Raw genomic sequence first — 19,304 nt, 5'->3', positions numbered from 1 at the left:
TCAAGCCGGCTTGCCCGGGGTGGGTGCCCGTCGGAAGGGCTGTGGCAAATCCTTGAAGGCCCAGGACAGTGCCTGTTCAACCAGCAGAGCCTGTTCGGCATTGTGCTTTTTATAGCTGCCTGTCGCGGGGGAAGCCGAAGCCGTACGACCGACATAATGAACCTTGCCGGTCTTGTGGCCCATTTCTTCCAGAAGAACATCCAGACGCATCTTCACAAAGGTCCAGTATCCACCATTGGCCGGCTCTTCCTGACACCAGACAATCTCTGCACCCGGATAACGGGACAACTCGCGGACGATAGCAGCCTTTGGCCATGGATACAGCTGCTCGACCCTTATGATTGCAACATCGCCGATATCCTGATCCATACGGGCCTGCAACAAATCATAATAGACCTTGCCACTGCACAGAACGACCCGACGCACCTTCACATTTTTCTTCAGGTCACCTGGCTTCTCGCCAATCACACGCCGGAATGCAGACCCCGGACCAAACTCTGACAACGCGCTGACTGCCAGCTTGTGCCGGAGCAGGGATTTCGGGGTCATGATAATCAGCGGCTTGCGGAAATTCCGGCGCAGCTGACGACGCAAGGCATGGTAATAGTTGGCAGGCGTCGTCAGGTTGCAGACCTGCATGTTGTCCTCGGCGCACAGCTGGAGATAACGCTCCGGACGGGCGGAGGAATGCTCCGGCCCCTGCCCTTCGAAACCATGCGGCAACAGGACAGTCAGACCCGACAGGCGCAGCCACTTTGACTCCGAAGACGCGATGTATTGGTCAAAGATAATCTGGGCCCCGTTGGCAAAGTCACCGAACTGGGCCTCCCAGAGGGTCAGGCCATTGGGTTCTGCCATGGAATACCCGTACTCGTAACCCAGCACCCCGTATTCCGACAGCGGACTGTCCAGAACCTCGTACTGGGCCTGGCCTGTACGGATGTGATTGAGGGAAACATAGGTTTTCTCGCTTGTCTGATCAACCAGAACCGAATGACGCTGCGAGAACGTACCGCGCCCGCAGTCCTGACCGGACAAGCGAACCGGGTGTCCTTCCAGAAGCAGGGTCCCAAAGGCAAGAGCTTCACCGGTTGCCCAGTCAATATCCTTGCCTGTCTTGAACATGTCTTCCTTTGCCTTGAGCTGGCGCAGGATCTTCCGGTTGACGTCGAAATCCTTCGGTGGCGTGTAAAGGGCGCGACCAACATCTTTCAGGACATCAAGCGGAACCTGGGTATCATACTCTTGGCTTTCCTCTTCATCCGAAAGACGGGTCAACCCCTTCCAGCGACTTTCAAGCCAGTCCGCCTTGTTGGGCTTATAGGAGGCAGCCGCTTGGAACTCCTGCTCCAGATGCTGCTGGAAGGCATTATAGATACCGTCAGCCTCGTCCGATTTCAGAACACCGTCCGCAACCAGACGCCCGGCGTAACGCTTGCATGTCGTTTCATGCGCACCGATCCGGCGGTACATGTTTGGCTGCGTGAACGCCGGTTCATCGGATTCATTATGGCCGTGGCGACGGTAGCAGACAATATCCAGAACCACATCGGAACCGAAGGTCTGGCGATACTCGACAGCAATGCGAGCCGCGTGGACAACAGCGTCCGGATCATCCCCGTTGACATGCAGGATCGGGGCCTGCACCATTTTGGCAATTTCAGTGCAATACGTTCCTGAACGACTGTACTGGGGCGCCGTTGTGAAACCAATCTGGTTGTTGACCACAACATGAATGGTCCCGCCAGTACGATACCCTTTCAACTGGCTCATCACAAAACACTCGGCCACAACCCCCTGGCCAGAGAATGCGGCGTCGCCATGCAGAAGAAGCCCCAGAACGCGGGTCCGGGCTGTATCACCCAGCTGGGTCTGACGGGCACGCACCTTGCCCAGAACGATGGGATCAACGGTTTCCAGATGCGATGGGTTGGCCTGCAGTGACAGGTGAACCATCTTGCCGCCAAACTCGCGGTCAACCGATGTTCCCAAGTGATACTTCACATCGCCGGATCCCTGAACTTCGTCAGGATTCGAGGAGTTGCCCTGGAACTCAGAGAACATGGCCCGGAACGGCTTGCGCATGATGTTGGTCAGCACATTCAGCCGGCCCCGGTGCGCCATGCCAATTACAACTTCCTCGATACCCAGTTGGCTGCCCCGGTGCAGAATCTGCTCGATCGCCGGGATCGTTGCTTCTCCCCCCTCAAGCCCGAACCGCTTGGTGCCGGTGTACTTGACCTGAAGGAATTTCTCGAACCCCTCGGCTTCGCACAGACGCTCGTAAACAGCCCGACGCCCAAGGGCAGGACCATCACCCGGCACACGGGGGGCTTCAATCCGCTCCTGTATCCAGGCCTTCTGGTCCGGATACTGGATGTGCATGAATTCCACACCGATGGTATCGCAATACGTTTTCCGGAGCAGGGTCAGGATCTGGCGCAGCGTAGCCTTTTCCAGCCCAAAAGCATCATCAATGAAAATTTCGCGGTCCAGATCGGCTTCCGTGAAGCCGTAGGTACGATAATCCAGCTCGGGATGTGGTGTCGGCTCGTTAATTCCCAAGGGATCAAGGGTCGCCATGAGATGGCCACGAACCCGATATGTCCGGATGATCATAAGAGCACGTATGGAATCCAAGGCCCGTGCACGAACCTCGGCTTCTGATACACCACCCCCACCGCCGGGCTTTTTCTTGTTACCCCCAGCCGGGGCATCAGCATCAGCAGCGCCAATAACCTTGGTTCCCGAACGTCCCCAGACCGGACCGGATACTTCCCGCGCCAAGGCAGCGGGGTCATCCATCAGTTCCTTGAACATGCCGATCCAGCTGGGATCGACCGACGACGGATCGTCGAGGTACCGCTGGTACAACTCGGCGATAAAGGCGGCATTGGCGCCGGTCAAGAACGAAGCTTCCACGCTTCCTGTCCTTTACGTCATACCCGTTGTTGAACAAACCGCGATCGGACCGGGATGTTCCGGCGCGGTGCGGGCCATATCACACAAACGCACCCCAACAGAACGGATGCGCAGGAAACCGGAAACCACAACACGTGACAACCGGTTTCCCCACCATCATCTCAACCCTTCATCAAGGACAGCATGGTGCTGCCAAGAGCAGAAGGACTGTCCGCAACCACAATGCCGGCAGAGCGCATGGCTTCCATCTTGGCATCCGCCGTGCCCTTGCCGCCGGAGATAATGGCACCGGCATGGCCCATTCTCTTGCCCGGAGGCGCTGTCACCCCGGCAATGAAACCGACCATCGGCTTTTTCACCTTGCTCTTCTTGATGAACTCGGCCGCTTCTTCCTCGGCAGATCCACCAATTTCGCCAATCATGATGATGCCCTGGGTTTCCTTGTCGGCCAGGAACATTTCCAGGCAATCAATGAAGTTGGTTCCATTAACCGGGTCACCACCAATACCAATGCAGGTAGACTGCCCCAATCCCGCAGCCGTGGTCTGTGCCACCGCTTCATACGTCAGCGTGCCAGAGCGTGAGACCACGCCGATTTTGCCACGCTGGTGAATATGGCCGGGCATAATGCCGATCTTGCACTCACCCGGCGTAATAACACCCGGGCAGTTGGGGCCAACCAGACGGCTGCGCGATCCGGACAAGGCCCGCTTGACACGCACCATATCCAGAACCGGTATCCCTTCGGTAATACAAACAATCAGCTCCATCTCGGCATCAATAGCTTCGAGAATAGCATCCGCCGCACCCGGGGGAGGAACATAGATCACCGAGGCATTGGCACCGGTTTTTGCCCGGGCATCCAGCACCGTATCAAAAACCGGCAGGTCCAGATGACGCGACCCACCCTTCCCCGGGCTGGTGCCACCCACCATCCGGGTGCCATAGGCAATGGCCTGCTCGGAATGGAACGTACCCTGCTTGCCGGTAAAACCCTGGCAGATAACCTTGGTATCCTTGCCAATAAGAACGGCCATTTTATTTTGCCTCCTTCACGGCTTTGACGACCTTCTCGGCCGCGTCCGCCAGGTTGTCGGCGGCAATAATGGGCAGACCGGACTCACGCATGATCTTCTTGCCCAGATCAACATTCGTGCCTTCCAGGCGGACCACCAGAGGAACATTCAACGATACCTCACGCGCGGCAGCCACCACGCCCTCGGCAATAACATCACACCGCATGATCCCGCCAAAGATGTTGACCAGGATCCCTTTGACATTGGGATCACGGAGAATGATCTTGAAGGCTGTGGTCACACGCTCCTTGGTCGCACCACCGCCAACATCCAGGAAATTGGCCGGTGAACCACCATAAAGCTTTATGATATCCATTGTCGCCATGGCAAGACCGGCACCGTTGACCATACAACCGATCGAGCCATCCAGCTTGATATAGTTCAGGGCATGGAGAGCCGCCTCAATTTCCGAAGGGTCTTCCTCATCCTCGTCACGCAGGTCGGCAAGCTCCTTGTGACGGTACAGAGCGTTGTCATCAAAGGACATCTTGCAGTCCAGAGGGATGACTGTGCCATCACCGGTCACAACCAGCGGGTTGATCTCCAGCAGGGCAATGTCCAGGCCTAGGAAACACGTGTACAGGCTTGTCAGCAGCTTGCCGAAAACCTCGACCTGCCCTCCTTCCAGACCCAAGGCAAAGGCAAGCTTGCGGCAATGGAAGCCGGAAATCCCCGAGGCGGGATCAATATCCTGGACGATAATCTTTTCCGGGGTGCGGGCAGCTACTTCCTCGATATCCATACCGCCTTCGGTGGATACCATGACCGCAACACGCGACGTAGCACGGTCAACGAGCATCGACAGGTACAGTTCACGGCGGATGTCACAACCGGATTCAATGTAAACCCGCTTGACTTCCTTGCCGTCCGCACCTGTCTGATGGGTCACCAGCGTCTTGCCCAGCATCTGTCCGGCATTCACCTTGACGTCATCAACGGACTTGACGACACGAACGCCACCCTTGTCTCCGGCGGCAGATTCCTTGAACTTGCCTTTTCCACGCCCACCGGCATGAATCTGGGACTTTACGACAAAGACCGGTGACGACAGGCCAGAGGCCACCTTGGCAGCCTCATCGGCGGTATAGGCAACACCGCCCGCCAAAACAGGAACGCCAAACTTCTTCAGCAGTTCCTTGGCCTGATACTCGTGAATATTCATGTTTCAGCCTTCTCCTGGTTTGCCCCCCGGGGGGAGGACTGTTGTGACCTACCCCTTGGGCATCAATTCCCGGGACTTGGCAATCAGGCCACGGACGGAATCAACGGAATGATCGAACATTTCCTTTTCGTCCTTGTTGAGCTTGATCTCCACAATCTTCTCAACACCCTTGTCGCCGATAATGACAGGCACACCGACATAAATGCCGTCCAGCCCATACTGCCCGTCAACCCAAGCCGCGCAAGGCAACAGACGGCGCTGATCCTTAAGATAGGACTCCGCCATCTGAACTGCAGAAGCAGCCGGCGCATAGAATGCCGACCCCGTCTTCAGCAGGCCAACGATCTCGGCCCCTCCATCACGAGTCCGCTGGACAATCTGGTCCAACTTTTTCTGGGAGATCCACTTCATCTTGACCAGATCCGGCAACGGAATGCCGGCAACCGTCGAATAACGAACCAGCGGCACCATGGTGTCACCATGACCACCCAGCACAAACGCGGTAATATCCTTGACCGAGACCTTGAATTCCTCGGCCAGGAAATACCGGAAGCGGGCGGAATCAAGAACACCGGCCATACCAACGACCTTGTGATGAGGCAGGCCGGCCGCTTCGCGCAGCACCCATACCATGGCATCAAGCGGATTGGTGATGCAGATCACGAAAGCCTTGGGGCAATACTGGCGGATCCCCTTCCCCACAGAAACCATGACCTTGGCATTGGTTTCGATCAGGTCATCGCGCGACATACCGGGCTTGCGGGGAACGCCGGCCGTAACAATCACGACATCGGCACCGGCAATGGCAGAATAGTCCGTGGCCCCGGAATAGGCGGCATCAACACCCTCCACCGGCGTGGATTCGGCGATATCAAGCCCCTTCCCTTGCGGGATACCGTCTGTAATGTCGAACAGGACGACATCGCCCAGTTCTTTCAGACCGATCAGATGCGCCAGCGTGCCGCCGATGTTGCCAGCACCGACCAGAGCAATCTTCTTGCGTGCCATGGAAAATCCCCTCGTATGATTACGAACTGCGCGAATGCCAAAGGCCAAGTCCGCTCGTCGCGTTTCCCGGACGGGTACCGCGCGGGAGTCGACAACCCCGACAGGCGGCCTTCGATAGCCTGATTTTGCACGGAAAGCAAGCCGCCAGGACACACACTTTCCGGTATCACACAACGACATACCCACCTGAAAACAAGTTGGCATGCCAACACCGCAGGCATACAAACACACCGGAGGAACAGCACCTGCAGACAAACAGTTTCTTTCCACGGACACACAACCAAAGGCATCCGCAGACTGTACTGCAGACCATATCTCTCAAGGCAAAAGCCAAAACCGTCCAAAGCCGGTCCCGGCAACACCTCTCTTGTGCCTGTGGGGACCATTGTCGCGATCGACCCCTCTTGACCATGCTGCATCGCATGCAGCCGTCCAAACAGCACCGTATCCCGTACCATACGCCATGCCAAAGGTTTTGACGGCTGTTTTTCGCTCTGGATGCATGATGGAAAACAAGACCCCATGACCAAGGGCATAAATACGCGAATCCGTCCCGGCATCAGACACAACAAGGGGAAACGTGATCATGCCACATGACGTGCACCAATATAGCCCTCCGATTGCATTTCCATCAGCCTTGAAACCGTTCTCTGGAATTCAAAAGCTCCATCCCCGTCGGGATACAAATGCTCCGGGTCAGCCTCTGCCGACAGGACAAGTAAGGTTTTATGGTCATAAAGAGCATCAATCAACATGACAAAGCGGCGTGCATGATCACGGTTATGCGGCCCCAGAACGGGAACACTGTCCAGAACAACAGCATCATACGCAGAAGCAAGATGTAGATAATCGGTCGCTGCCAAAGGATGCTCGCACAAATCACGGAATGAAAAACGAGCCACATCCCCGGCAGCAAGGGGCACAGAAAGGGCACGCCCGTTGATATCCAGCTGTACCGGCACCGCGGCCAATCCTCCGGCCAAGCGGAAAAATGCATCGTCCAGCGCCCGATCCGCGTGCGATCCGAGCGGAGTATGGTAGATCTGCGCTCCCTTCATCCGACCCAGCCGATAATCCGTTGGCGACGTCAATTCAAGCAAATCAAGCCGCGTTTTGATCATGCTGATAAAGGGCAAAAATTTCTCGCGCTGCAGACCATCCTTGTAAAGTTCATCCGGTGCACGGTTCGAGGTCACAACGATCACCGCACCAGCACGAAACAATTCCTCGAAAATACGACCGATGATCATGGCATCGGCAATATCGCGAACCTCCAGCTCATCCAGACATAACAACCAACTTTCCTGCGCCATGCGCCGTGCAAGGGGTGGCACAGGATCAGTCCCCTCACGGTCGGGGCTCTTACGCCAAGCATGCACCGCCTTGTGGAAATCACGCAGGAATTCATGAAAGTGGACTCTCCGGCAAGCCTTGACCGGGGCTGTATGGACAAAGACATCCATCAGCATCGACTTTCCGCGTCCAACCGGGCCATACAGATACAAACCCTGGGGCGGATCCATGTCGGGAGACATCCGCGCAAAACCAAAGCGGGCACGCCACCCGCTGCGGCCTGAAGAGGGCTGATAGCCTTTCAGGGCGTGATGCAGGGAATTCAACTTTTCCGCTGCCAGCTCCTGCACAGGATCGGCACGCAGACACCCTTGGGCAAGGCGGGCGCGGTAAAGAGACAGGGGGTCGTCATTCATGGCGGTTCAGGGTCCACGTTAGATGTCAGCACAAGGCTGCAAAGCGTTAGACCAAAAACAGAAAAATACCAAGGGCAGGAAACCGTACCCTGCCCCGGGCGCGTCAGGACGCCATGTTCAGACGCGCCACCAGAACCTCCATCACCTGGGAGGCATCCTGATGCCAAACCTGACACGTTCCAGCATTGGCATGGCCACCGCCACCGTACTTCAGCATCAGCTCGCCTATATTGGCTTTCGAGGATTTATCGAAGATCGACTTGCCAACCGCAAAAACCGTCTTTTCATTCTGAAAGCCACGCATGATATGTATGGATACATTCGCATCCGGATACAGCGCATAAACAAGGAAACGGTTGCCGACATAAATCGGGTCCTCTTCCCTGAGATCAATAATAGCCACCTTGCCCTTGACCGTTGTGCAGCGGCGCATCTGGACCGTGAACTTTTCCTGCTGCTCGAAGTAAAGGTCGATTCTTTCACGGACATCGGGCAGGGCAAGAACATCCTGAATGGTATGATCCAGACAATAATCGATCAGGTTCATCATCAACTGGTAATTGGAAACCCGGAATTCCTTGAATCGCCCAAGCCCTGTCCGGGCATCCATAAGGAAGTTCATCAGGTTCCAGCCTTCCGGCTTCAGAACCTCTTCGCGGGTGAAATTGGCGGAGTCACCCTTGTCAACGGCCAGCATCATATCTGCCGTTACTTTCTTGATGACCTTTTCAGCACCATAGTACTTGTAGACCACGCGCGCCGCCGAGGGCGCATCCGGGTCAATGATATGATTCTCGGGCTTGCCACCGATCCTTATGGTTTCTGACAGATGATGGTCAAAAGCCAGATGGACACCCGGCACGTACGGCAGGTTGGTTGTGATGTCACGCTTTGACACCTCAACTTTTCCATCCTGCATGTCCTTGGGGTGAACGAACTTGATATCATCAATCATATCAAGCTCTTTGAGGATCATGGCACAGACCAGACCATCAAAGTCACTGCGGGTCACAAGACGGAACTTGGTTTCCGACATCCGCACACTCCCCTGATCATCGCCGGACAGCCGGCAAACCCCGGCCACGATACAACAGGCAACACGATACCTTCCCCCCCGCCATCAGGCAACACGTGCCTGCATAACCGTGTCCAGATACGCAAGCCGGAAAAATAACTGACACACCGACAAGCACCGGATCGTGCTGTTTTCAGAACATTTGCGAGAAAGAGAATTGCATAAATATAATCTTACGTTCACATTATGACGAATAAATAAGAACTCTGCCGGAACAACAAGGAATGTCCGGAGAGCAAGGGAGACAAAACACCATGAATATCGTGGAACTGCGTGATTTCGATGACCACGAGCTCGTTGTGCTGGCTACAGACACCGACTCCGGGCTGAAGGCTGTGATTGCCGTCCATTCAACAATTCCCGGCCCCGCGTGCGGCGGAACCCGCATGTGGCCCTATGCCTCACACCAAGAAGCCATCATCGACGCCCTGCGACTCTCGCGCGGAATGACCTACAAGAACATCATGGCCGGGCTGCCCTTGGGTGGCGGGAAGTCCGTTATCATCGGGGACCCGGCACAGCACAAGTCCGAAGCCCTGCTCCGGGCCTTTGGTCGCAAGGTTGAAGCCTTGGGTGGTCGCTATATCGCTGCCGAAGATGTCGGTACCTCACCGGCAGACATGGACATCATTGCCACTGAAACGCAGCACGTTGCCGGAACCGGGCGCAAGAACGGGCTGGGCGATCCGTCTCCCTTCACGGCATGGGGCGTTTTCCATGGCATCCGGGCAACCGCAACTGAACTGTTCGAAACCCCGGACCTTCAGGGCCGCACCATCGCCGTACAAGGCCTGGGACATGTTGGGCACTATGTATGCAGCCATCTTGCCACAGCCGGCGCCAAGCTGATCGTATCGGACATTGATCCTGCCCGTGTTGACTATATCGTTCGGGAATATGGTGCCGTTGCAGTTGACCCAGACCGCATCCATGCCGTGGAGTGCGATATTTTTGCTCCTTGCGCACTTGGCGCTTCGCTGAACCCGGTCACCATTCCGGATATCAAAGCCAAGGCTGTCGCCGGGGCTGCCAACAACCAGCTTGCAACACCGGATATGGCAATGGAGCTGCAAAAGCGCAGCATTCTTTACGCCCCGGATTATGTGATCAATGCTGGCGGGGTCATGGCCATTGCATCGGATATAGACGGGACCTTCACGACCGAAGGGCTGCGGAAAAAAGCGGCTGCCATTGCAGAAACACTGACCGGAATCTACCAGAGAGCCCGCTTGGGTGGTCAGACAACGGCAGACATCGCCGATACCATCGCCCGCGAACGTTTATACGAAATAAAGACTAATCGCCAACGGTCGGTCGCTGCCTGAAAAACCAATAAGAAATAGACAGGAAAAACGGGTGTAGTGTTTCGTGCTGCAAACACTGACGCACTACACCTGTTCCTTCGTGACCTATCGATAGGTCACGGGGATTTCCGCGCGGAAGATTCTGCGAGGAAAAGAAAAACAACCCAAAGATGATCGCTTGAAACGATCTGCGCTTGACCTTTGGGAATCTCCGTGCATAGTGCGTGTGATAATGATTATTACATGCAGAGGGTGCCATGTATCCTGACATCTGCCCGGTACGGGAAACAGATCGCCGTTCTGCGCCATGCGCGCACCGCTTTGCAAATATCCGATACAGCAACACCCCTGCATCACAGCCGGTTACCAAGCCATAATGGCACGACGTTCAGCCGGGCCTATCGCCTGCACGCAAGAACGCTGCGCCTTCTCCTGCCCTTTTTTCATGAATTCCCGCCCGGAAATCTGCCGGCCTGCCGGTCCCGCACAAAAAAGCAATCAAACGAGGTGAGCAAGACATGCACAAACATTTCGGGGCCCCGCTGTTCGGGGCCGGTATACTCCTTCCCTTGATAGCCAGTGTGGCCCAGGCCCAGACACAGCCTGCGCCAACAACCACGCGGCTGGATGCGGTCACCGTTTCGGCCACACGGACGGAACAAACTGCCATCGATACTCCGGAAGCTGTCAGTGTCGTCCGACGTGAAGACATCGAGAAACGCCAGCCCGGGTCCGTAGTTGAACTGCTGCGTGACATTCCCGGCGCCAGCTTCTCTGGCGGGCCACGCGGCACCGCTGTACGCCCCACCATTCGCGGTCTGGGCGGGGAACGCGTGGTGGTGCGGCTGGACAATGCACGCCAGAACTTCAACGCCGAACACAAGGGACGCATTTTCGTCGAGCCCGAATTCCTGCGCCAGGTAGACGTGCTGCGCGGGCCGGGATCAACCCTGTTCGGATCCGGGGCTTTGGGCGGGGTGATGAACATGACCACCGTTGACGCCACCGACTTCCTGAAGCCGGGGCAGATGATGGGCGGCAGGGTGTCAGCGGGCTATGCCAGCGCCAGCGACAAAAAGCGCGGCAGCCTGATGGCCTATGCCCGCCCGATGGAAACTCTGGATTTTCTGATTGGCGGCAGCGCCCACACCCAGGCCGACCTGCGCCACGGCAACGACACTCACCTGCCCTATTCGGCAGAACGGAATCGTTCCGCCCTGTTCAAGGTTGGCATCAATCCCGACACCTTCCACCGCATCACCCTGTCGGCCCTGCGCTATGACGGCGACGAGAAGGCAGGCGCCAGCGCCGAAGATCCGCTCAATGTGCACAAAAACCCCACCGTTGACCGCGACACCAGGCAGGATACCTATACCCTGTCGTGGAACTACAAGAACCCGGCAGACAAGCTCTTTGACGTCCAGGCCACCCTGTACCGGAATCAGGCCGATATCGAGGAGAAAACCCGGGCAAGCGTACGTCATGACACCCGCAAGCAAACCGTCAACGGTGTGGACGTGGCCAATACCAGCCGTTTTTCGTTCGGGGATTCCGCCCACAACCGCCTGACCTATGGCGTCGAGTATATGGAGGAGAAACAGGAAGGGCGGCGTGACGGCAGCCCCACGCCGGGCTTCTACCCCGATGCCACCATGAAAACGACCGGCGTATTTGTGCAGGATGAAATCACCCTGTTCACCGACTGGACCCTGACCGCCGGTGTCCGCCACGACCGCTTTGACCTGTCACCCACCGACCGGGCCGGGCGCGACGGAAGTTCCACCTCGCCCAAGGCGGCGCTGTCGTGGCGGGTGACCCCGTGGTTCATGCCCTATGTGTCCTATGCCGAGGCCTTCCGCGCTCCGAACCTGAAAGGCCTTTACAATCAGGGCACTCACTTCACGTTCTTCACCCCACCCAGCACCTTCACTGATAACACCTTCGTTCCCAACCCGAACCTGCGCCCGGAAAAAGCCCGCAACGCCGAACTTGGTGCCAGCTTCCGGTTTCAGAACCTGGCACTGGAACGGGACAGCCTGCGCCTGAAGGTGTCGGGGTTTGAAAACCGGATCAAGGACTACATCGAACAAACAGTGGGGGCAACCACAACCACAACCAGCAACGTCCCCAACGCCCGGATCCGGGGGGTGGAGCTGGAAGCCGCCTATGACGCCGGGATTGTGTTTGCCAGCCTGGGGGCTTCAAAACTGCGCGGCGACAACCGCAGCAGCCACACCCCGCTGGAAAGCATCCCCGCCGCCAAGGCTGTGACCACCATCGGCACCCGCATTCCCGGCACGGATCTGGAAGCCGGCTGGCGCACCCACATGGTGGCAGCCCAGAACCGCGCCAAGACCGATAAGAAAAGCGGTGGTTACACAATCCACGATGTCTTTGTCAGCTGGGCGCCGGAACAGTTCAACGATGCCCTGCGTGTAAACCTGACAGCCGACAACCTGTTTGACCGGTATTACAAACCCCACGAGTCAGCGATCTACGCCGCTGGTCGTGATATCCGCCTGAGTGCTGTGATCCAGTTCTAGGCAACCGTTTCAACCGGCTTTGTGCATCTGCCGGCGGAACAGCGGTCGCACCCCGCCCCGCCGGCCTTTTTCCCGAAGGAGACACCTTTCATGACTTCTCAATCACCCGCCACCACCGATCTGCAACACGCCTGGGCATCCTTGGCATCGGGAACAGCCCGCCGCTATGCCCGCGATCTGGCTGCCGATCTTGGCACAACTGAAGCGCAGCTGGTCGCGGCCGGCTGCGGGCACGATGTTGTGCGCCTGGACGCCGACTGGGCCGAACTGATACAGGCGCTGCCCGCCCTGGGGCCGGTCAAGGTCATCACCCGCAACAATGCCGTTGTTCACGAGAAAACCGGCGCCTTTGGCAACATCAACATCAGCGGCGGCAGCGGCGTTGTTTATAACGGCGGCATTGACCTGCGCCTGTTCCTGGGGCGCTGGCACCACGGGTTCGCCGTCAAGACCGAGAACCAGCACGGAATTCGGCGTTCACTACAATTCTTTGATCTTGACGGAACCGCTGTACACAAGGTTTTCCTGACCGCTGATGGTGACGTTGATGCTTGGGCCCGTCTGACAGAACAATATCGTTCTGACAACCAGTCAACCGGGCTGGATGTTGTTCCGGCCCGCACGCCTGTTGAACGCCCTGACGATCAGATTGACGTGGAAGGATTGCGGGCGCACTGGTCTGCCCTGCGCGATGTCCATCACTTCCACGACATGCTGAGGGAATTCGGGGTTGACCGCCTGCAGGCCATGCGTCTGGTCGGCCCGGATCTTGCCCTTGAAACCAGCACCGATGCCCTGCGTCGCACCCTGGACATGGCCGTCAACCAGAAAGCCCCGCTGATGGTCTTTGTCGGCAGTGCCGGCTGCATCCAGATCCACACCGGGACCATACAGCGGGTCATGGAAAAGGACGGCTGGCTGAACATCATGGATCCGGATTTCAACCTTCACGTCCGCGGCGAAGAGATTGCCGGTACCTGGGTGGTTCGCAAGCCCAGCATGAACGGCGTTATCACGACCCTGGAACTGTATGACACACAGGGACGGAACGTCGCCATCCTGTGCGGGGAAAGGCATGGGCAGGAGCCCGAGCGCGAAGATTGGCGGGCAATTGTCAAATCCCTGCCCGGTCATGACCACCACGCCGCTGTCGCATGAAACCACAGCATTGTTTTGTCAGGGTCGCCATTCTTGCGGCCCTGACACTGGCAATACTGCCTGTATTTCCCGTTTACAGCGGTCAGGCACCACAGCGGATTGTTTCCATCAGCGCTCCGGTCACAGAGATCGTGTTTGCCTTGGGTGCCGGGGATCGCGTTGTTGCCGTGGACACCACCAGCCAGTATCCCGAGGCCGCAGCCCGGCGCCCCAAGGTTGGCTATATGCGGACCCTGGCTGCAGAAGGCATCCTGTCGTTGGAGCCCGACCTGCTTCTGGTACCGGCAGATGCCGGACCACCCCATGTTCTGTCGCAGATACGGCAGGCCGGGGTGCGGGTGGAGACCCTGCCCACCGCCCTGACTCTGGAAACACTGCGCAGCAACATTCACCACATCGGGAACTGGGTTCACCGACCACAGGAAGCCGATGATCTGGCCAAGGACCTGATGGCAACCCTGAACGCCATACAACGCCCTGCAGAATCCAGTGCACCCGGTGTCCTGTGTCTGTTGTCAGCCGGGGCCGGACCACCGATTACCGCCGGGCGTAAGACGGTGGTGGATTACTTGATCCAGCAGGCCGGGGGCCGCAATGTCTCCAGTCAGACGGAAGGCTTCAAACCGCTGTCCGGTGAAGGTGCCATGCTGCTAGCTCCCGATATCCTACTCCTTGGGGATCACACCTTGGGGCCAGACAAAAAGACAGATGCTATTATTCAATTGCCCCAGATTGCGCCAACACCTGCGGCCCGGAATAAACGGGTTGTGGTCATCGACAGCACGCTGTTGATGGGGCTCGGGCCGCGCACGCCACGGGCCATCATGGATCTGGCCCGATCCTTTGGCACAGCAGGGGATGAACCATGGCCCGCCCACTGAACCAGCGAAACACGTCCATGAAAAGAGAAGGCAGGCGCCTTGCCGTGCCCGGGCTGGCCATCCTTCTGGTTATCACGGTTGTGGCAGCGGCATGTACCGGCAGTGTTTCCATTCCCGCGATCCATGTTTTGCAATACATGGCATCCCATACCGGACTGACTGATGCGGGAATCCCCTGGCAGCACGAAGCTGTTCTGGGCAGCATCCGCCTGCCCCGGATCTTTCTCGGTACGCTGGTTGGCGCAACCTTGGCTGTCTCCGGGGCCAGCTTGCAGGCCATTTTCCGTAATCCGCTGGCTGATCCCGGACTGGTTGGCATTTCCAGTGGATGCGCGCTGGCAGCGGCCGGAGCCATTGTCTTTGGAACAACACTGACAGGAGAGCCATGGCTTCTGCCAATAGCCGCCTTTGCCGGCGGCATGGCAGCCGTTTCTTTTGTTCACCTTCTGGCAGCCATCAACGGGCGGGTCAACCCAGCCACCATGCTGCTGGCCGGCATTGCGGTCAATGCGCTGTGCGCAACCGGTATTGGCCTGCTTGTCTATCTGGGCGATGACCTGCAGATGCGCCAGTTCCTGTTCTGGACCATGGGAAGCCTAAGCAACAGTGACTGGAGCCAGATTGTGCCCGCATCACTGATCATGTTTATGACCGTGTTTCTTCTCGTCCGGCAATCGAACCAACTGAATATTCTCGTCCTGGGGGAGAGGGAAGCAGGGCACTTGGGCATGGATGTTCCACGCCTCATACGGTGGAGTACCATTCTGATCAGCTTGGGCGTGGGCGCAGCCGTTTCGGTCTCCGGTGTTATCGGCTTTGTTGGCCTTGTTGTGCCTCATCTGGTTCGCCTGGCGATAGGGGCTGATCACCGTCTCCTCCTTCCCGGATCCGCACTAGCCGGGGCAATCCTGATGACACTGTCCGACACGGCTGCACGAACCCTTGCTGAGCCGGCAGAAATGCCAATCGGTCTTTTATGCAGCCTGATTGGCGCGCCGTGCCTGGTCTGGTTACTGTTTGGTCACACACGAAGAAGCACGGCATCATGAGCCTGGATTTATCCCATATTCACGTTCAGTTCGGTAACCGCGCTATCCTGTCTGACATCAACCTGTCTGTGCATCCGGGGACCATGACCGTTATTCTCGGTCCCAATGGATCGGGGAAATCGACCTTGCTGTCTGTCATGGCTGGCGAACGCAAGCCCGACGCCGGTCAGATACACTTGGACAATACCCCTCTGGAGGCCTGGCCGCTCAAGGCGTTGGCACGACGTCGGGCTGTTCTGCCGCAAAACCCGTCTCTTCAGTTCGGGTTTTCAGTCACCGAGGTTGTACAGCTCGGACTAAGCCCGCATCAGGCCAGCACATCCCGTCACGATGCCTGCCTTGTAGATCAGGCCCTCCAGAAGGCCGGCATTCATCATCTGAAGGCACGTAATTACCTTAACCTGTCGGGTGGAGAACAACAGCGCACGCACTTTGCCAGAGCTCTGGCACAACTGGCCGATGGCGAAAACAAAGAACCGGCATACCTGCTTCTGGATGAGCCAACGTCGAGCCTGGATCCAGCCCATCAGCACCAAATTCTGGCGCAGGCCAAGGCTCTCGCTCGCCAAGGAAACGGGGTTGTTGCTGTCTTGCATGACCTGAATCTGGCTGCTGCGTGGGCAGATCACATTATCCTTCTGGCCGACGGCAAGATTGCAGCCACCGGTTACCCCGATGATGTTCTCGTGCCGGATATCATAGAGCAGGTCTTCGCTATCCGAACACGCATCCTCGACGATAATGGGGCACGGATTATTATTCCATGCCTGCCCTCATGTGGTGAAAACGACAGCAAGAAGGCAGGCAAAATGATTGGCCCACAACAAAACACAGCGTAAGCCGGATCCCAGCGCACTCAAAAGATTCGTTCCGAACATACCCACTTGCTAGTAAAAATAATCTCTGGTTTTAATAATAAAAATATAATATATTTAAGATTATAAATGAGGGGGGGGGGGGGCATTGCTATGCGCAGATCTTTCATTGGCCTTGAACATGAGCACATCATACAACTCAAATCTCTTTGCAAAAGAGATAATTATCATGGAATTATTTCCATGATTAAGAATGTGCTATAGATTTATTCTTCTATTATGCTGACTTTATCGAACTCTCACTTTACAGTTATATTATCAATAATAATTATAGGATCCAGGCAAATAACTTTAGCCACTTTATTCCATGACGCTGCCCATGGCACGCTATTACTGAATACCAAACTAAACAATACAATAGGACGAATATTTTGTGGTTGGACTATATTCCAATCACTTAGAGCATATAAGGCATCTCATGCCTTAAAACATCATCGTAATATTGTCGATAAATCGAATGAACCAGACTTGTATTATATGACAAAGGAAGGTGTATACGATAACCAAACGCGGTATCATTTTATATGGAAATTTTTCATACTTCCCTTTCTCGGCGGGCGCACACTAAGCTATGTAAAGTTCCTTCTCGTAGATCGATTTCTTGGATCACTGCGAGAAGATGCATATCGTCATGAAACCATCTGGATTATATTGTTTCATTCCATAATTATAACATTATCTATACACTTAAATACAATAGAGTATTTATTATTCTGGTACGTCCCATTTATGATTGTACATCCAGTTATTGGATGGTTCAGTGAACTCTCTGAACATTTCCCTATGATGAAAGATAGTCTGGGAACACCACTTTACTCATCCCGTAATCGGTACGCAGGTCCCATTGAAAGATTCATAATAGGCATGCATGGTGACAACTATCATTTAACACATCATCTATTACCAGGAGTGCCACACTGGAATCTCGCAAAGGCAACAGCAGTTCTACGCAACAATGAATATTTCCGTGAATGGGATAACACGTGGGGTGGAATTTTCTCTTCAAGGAGTCCTAAAAATACCAGCCTAATCAAATATATCATTAACGAACATGAGTTTGAGACCGACAATACCTGCTTCAAAAAAAATGTACGGATTGCACGCACATGAACGAAAAAAACTGGAGATCAAGACCAGAGTTCCATGCGCTGGCTGCTGCGGCCCTGAATGGAATGATAGGCCCATTCAATCGCGCTGGCTTTATGGAAGGCGGGTCACATCACCAGATCGCATTTTTCAAATGCTTTGCCGCTTTTCTGATTCTTTTGATCTTCTGCTCATCACAAAAAAACTCCGATCAGAACTCGTATCCTTGCGGACATCAGCCCCGAAATTCATGATCTTGTCTTTCTTGGGGATATTCTGTCTCTACTTCTTTGAAACATGGGCTTTCAAGGAAGCTAATATCCCCCTTGTCTCATTCCTGACCTATGCAGCGGGTGGTGTGACGCTCGTCCTATCATCTGTTTTCCTGAAAGAAAAAATCAGCCTGATGAAAATACTGGCATTTTCTGCCATCGTATCCGGCGTCTATTTTATAATCGCCCATGAAGCCGGCATATCGGGAAGCATGGCTGGCATCATACTGGCCCTTCTTGGCGGCCTGGGGTACGCGCTGTTTATCTTTGCCTCAAAGCTGCTAAAGATAGAGTCTGGACTTGCCCATCTCGTATGGCTGTTCGGATTTGGAAGTCTGTATCTGGCGATACCTTATGCCATGGAGGGACTTTCAATACCAAGCCCGCCGGTTGCCATTGCCATCCTCGGGCTTGTCATATTCCCGACTATTGGGGGCTTCTACTTCACCACAAAAGCGATACAACGCGGCAACGCAAGCAGCGTCCAGATTATTGAAAGCAGTGACCCTCTGTTTGCGACCCTTTTTGCCTTTGTGGTTTTTGGAGAGAGCCTTGGTGTGACCGGCTGGCTTGGGGCGCTCTGTATTATGACGGGTCTTCTTCTTGCCCTGAAACAAGATCACGAGCTTTTGCCGGAACGTGCACTGTATCCATGACAGCAGATCTGATCACTCCGATTCCGCCAGCTTCTGGGCTATTGTTAGCATATACCTGCCTAGGAAAGGACCAGAACCAGATAAATAATAGCACCCCAATCTCACCAATAGAAATTAGGTGCCAATCTTTTGAAATAATCATAAAAATAACGTAGATAAGAGTATTATCTGAACAGATAAATCATCCATCTTTTGCGTACGAGCAACGCATTCAGACAACCTATCAAGAACAAATCTCTCTAAGATTTTTCTGCTTCTCCATATAACCCCCCCTGCGTATTTTACTACGTGGGATTTTTTTATTTTTGGTTGCGGGGGCAGGATTTGAACCTGCGACCTTCAGGTTATGAGCCTGACGAGCTACCGGGCTGCTCCACCCCGCGTCTGTTTTATGTACTTTATAGAAGCAAGCGTTTATTTTTTTTTGATTTGAGAGATGGGAAGACCTGGCGGCGACCTACTCTCCCGTGCCTTGAGGCAAAGTACCATTGGCGCAGCTGTTTTTCACGGCCGAGTTCGGGAAGGGAT

General features: G+C 55.4%; 16 protein-coding genes and 1 tRNA gene. 9 read left to right on the top strand and 8 right to left on the bottom strand.

The features are described 5' to 3' along the window. The 7 genes from HEQ60_RS06325 to HEQ60_RS06295 all read right to left on the bottom strand — a co-directional run bounded on the left by HEQ60_RS06325 (window position 1) and on the right by HEQ60_RS06295 (window position 8,913). Window positions 1–2,922 (bottom strand): 2-oxoglutarate dehydrogenase E1 component, encoded by a 2,922-nt coding sequence (locus tag HEQ60_RS06325; protein ID WP_168070689.1) that lies wholly within the window; start codon window positions 2,920–2,922, stop codon window positions 1–3. Window positions 2,923–3,083: 161 nt separating this feature from the next. Continuing rightward, complete coding sequence (sucD, locus tag HEQ60_RS06320) at window positions 3,084–3,959, bottom strand: succinate--CoA ligase subunit alpha (protein ID WP_168020482.1); 876 nt, start codon at window positions 3,957–3,959, stop codon at window positions 3,084–3,086. A 1-nt stretch (window position 3,960) separates the two neighbouring features. Then, on the bottom strand, window positions 3,961–5,160 hold the full coding sequence (gene sucC / locus HEQ60_RS06315) for an ADP-forming succinate--CoA ligase subunit beta (protein WP_168020484.1): 1,200 nt from the start codon (window positions 5,158–5,160) through the stop codon (window positions 3,961–3,963). 48 nt (window positions 5,161–5,208) lie between these two features. Continuing rightward, entirely contained in the window at window positions 5,209–6,168 is a 960-nt protein-coding gene (mdh, locus tag HEQ60_RS06310; protein WP_066134106.1) for a malate dehydrogenase, read from the bottom strand. A 318-nt stretch (window positions 6,169–6,486) separates the two neighbouring features. Further along, on the bottom strand, window positions 6,487–6,756 hold the full coding sequence (locus HEQ60_RS06305) for a hypothetical protein (protein WP_168070687.1): 270 nt from the start codon (window positions 6,754–6,756) through the stop codon (window positions 6,487–6,489). After that, entirely contained in the window at window positions 6,753–7,877 is a 1,125-nt protein-coding gene (gene zapE / locus HEQ60_RS06300) for a cell division protein ZapE (RefSeq protein WP_168070685.1), read from the bottom strand. Before zapE ends, HEQ60_RS06305 begins: the two co-directional genes overlap by 4 nt. Window positions 7,878–7,980: 103 nt before the next feature. Beyond that, complete coding sequence (locus HEQ60_RS06295; RefSeq protein ID WP_167812182.1) at window positions 7,981–8,913, bottom strand: exopolyphosphatase; 933 nt, start codon at window positions 8,911–8,913, stop codon at window positions 7,981–7,983. A gap of 293 nt (window positions 8,914–9,206) precedes the next feature. On the opposite strand from HEQ60_RS06295, the gene HEQ60_RS06290 reads away from it, so the two are divergent. The 9 genes from HEQ60_RS06290 (at window position 9,207) to HEQ60_RS06255 (ending at window position 18,776) form a co-directional block, all read left to right on the top strand. Next, window positions 9,207–10,277, top strand: a complete 1,071-nt coding sequence (locus tag HEQ60_RS06290) for a Glu/Leu/Phe/Val dehydrogenase (protein ID WP_168070683.1) — start codon at window positions 9,207–9,209, stop codon at window positions 10,275–10,277. Between the two features lie 497 nt (window positions 10,278–10,774). Continuing rightward, complete coding sequence (locus HEQ60_RS06285) at window positions 10,775–12,799, top strand: TonB-dependent hemoglobin/transferrin/lactoferrin family receptor (RefSeq protein WP_168070681.1); 2,025 nt, start codon at window positions 10,775–10,777, stop codon at window positions 12,797–12,799. A 90-nt stretch (window positions 12,800–12,889) separates the two neighbouring features. Continuing rightward, entirely contained in the window at window positions 12,890–13,957 is a 1,068-nt protein-coding gene (locus HEQ60_RS06280; RefSeq protein ID WP_168070679.1) for a hemin-degrading factor, read from the top strand. Beyond that, window positions 13,954–14,838, top strand: coding sequence for a heme/hemin ABC transporter substrate-binding protein (locus HEQ60_RS06275; protein ID WP_168070677.1), 885 nt, complete (start codon window positions 13,954–13,956; stop codon window positions 14,836–14,838). The genes HEQ60_RS06280 and HEQ60_RS06275 overlap by 4 nt, the downstream gene beginning before the upstream one ends. Continuing rightward, window positions 14,823–15,887 carry a FecCD family ABC transporter permease gene (locus HEQ60_RS06270; protein ID WP_168070675.1) on the top strand — a complete coding sequence of 355 codons (1,065 nt, stop codon included), beginning with the start codon at window positions 14,823–14,825 and terminating at the stop codon, window positions 15,885–15,887. Before HEQ60_RS06275 ends, HEQ60_RS06270 begins: the two co-directional genes overlap by 16 nt. Continuing rightward, window positions 15,884–16,726, top strand: coding sequence for a heme ABC transporter ATP-binding protein (locus tag HEQ60_RS06265; RefSeq protein WP_168070673.1), 843 nt, complete (start codon window positions 15,884–15,886; stop codon window positions 16,724–16,726). The genes HEQ60_RS06270 and HEQ60_RS06265 overlap by 4 nt, the downstream gene beginning before the upstream one ends. Before the next feature lie 255 nt (window positions 16,727–16,981). Then, window positions 16,982–17,872, top strand: coding sequence for a fatty acid desaturase family protein (locus HEQ60_RS10975; protein WP_168070671.1), 891 nt, complete (start codon window positions 16,982–16,984; stop codon window positions 17,870–17,872). Next, complete coding sequence (locus HEQ60_RS10485) at window positions 17,869–18,102, top strand: hypothetical protein (protein ID WP_209315446.1); 234 nt, start codon at window positions 17,869–17,871, stop codon at window positions 18,100–18,102. The genes HEQ60_RS10975 and HEQ60_RS10485 overlap by 4 nt, the downstream gene beginning before the upstream one ends. Further along, window positions 18,003–18,776 (top strand): DMT family transporter, encoded by a 774-nt coding sequence (locus tag HEQ60_RS06255; RefSeq protein WP_416046637.1) that lies wholly within the window; start codon window positions 18,003–18,005, stop codon window positions 18,774–18,776. Before HEQ60_RS10485 ends, HEQ60_RS06255 begins: the two co-directional genes overlap by 100 nt. A 306-nt stretch (window positions 18,777–19,082) precedes the next feature. On the opposite strand, the gene HEQ60_RS06250 is transcribed toward HEQ60_RS06255, so the two are convergent. Continuing rightward, window positions 19,083–19,159, bottom strand: a tRNA-Met gene (locus HEQ60_RS06250). Between the last annotated feature and the right edge of the window lie 145 nt (window positions 19,160–19,304).

Origin of the sequence: Haematospirillum sp. H1815, from assembly GCF_012102705.1 — a bacterium.
Classification (GTDB): domain Bacteria; phylum Pseudomonadota; class Alphaproteobacteria; order Rhodospirillales; family Rhodospirillaceae; genus Haematospirillum.
The sequence above is the reverse complement of the archived record's forward strand: the minus strand, read 5'-3'. Positions and strand labels throughout refer to the sequence as shown.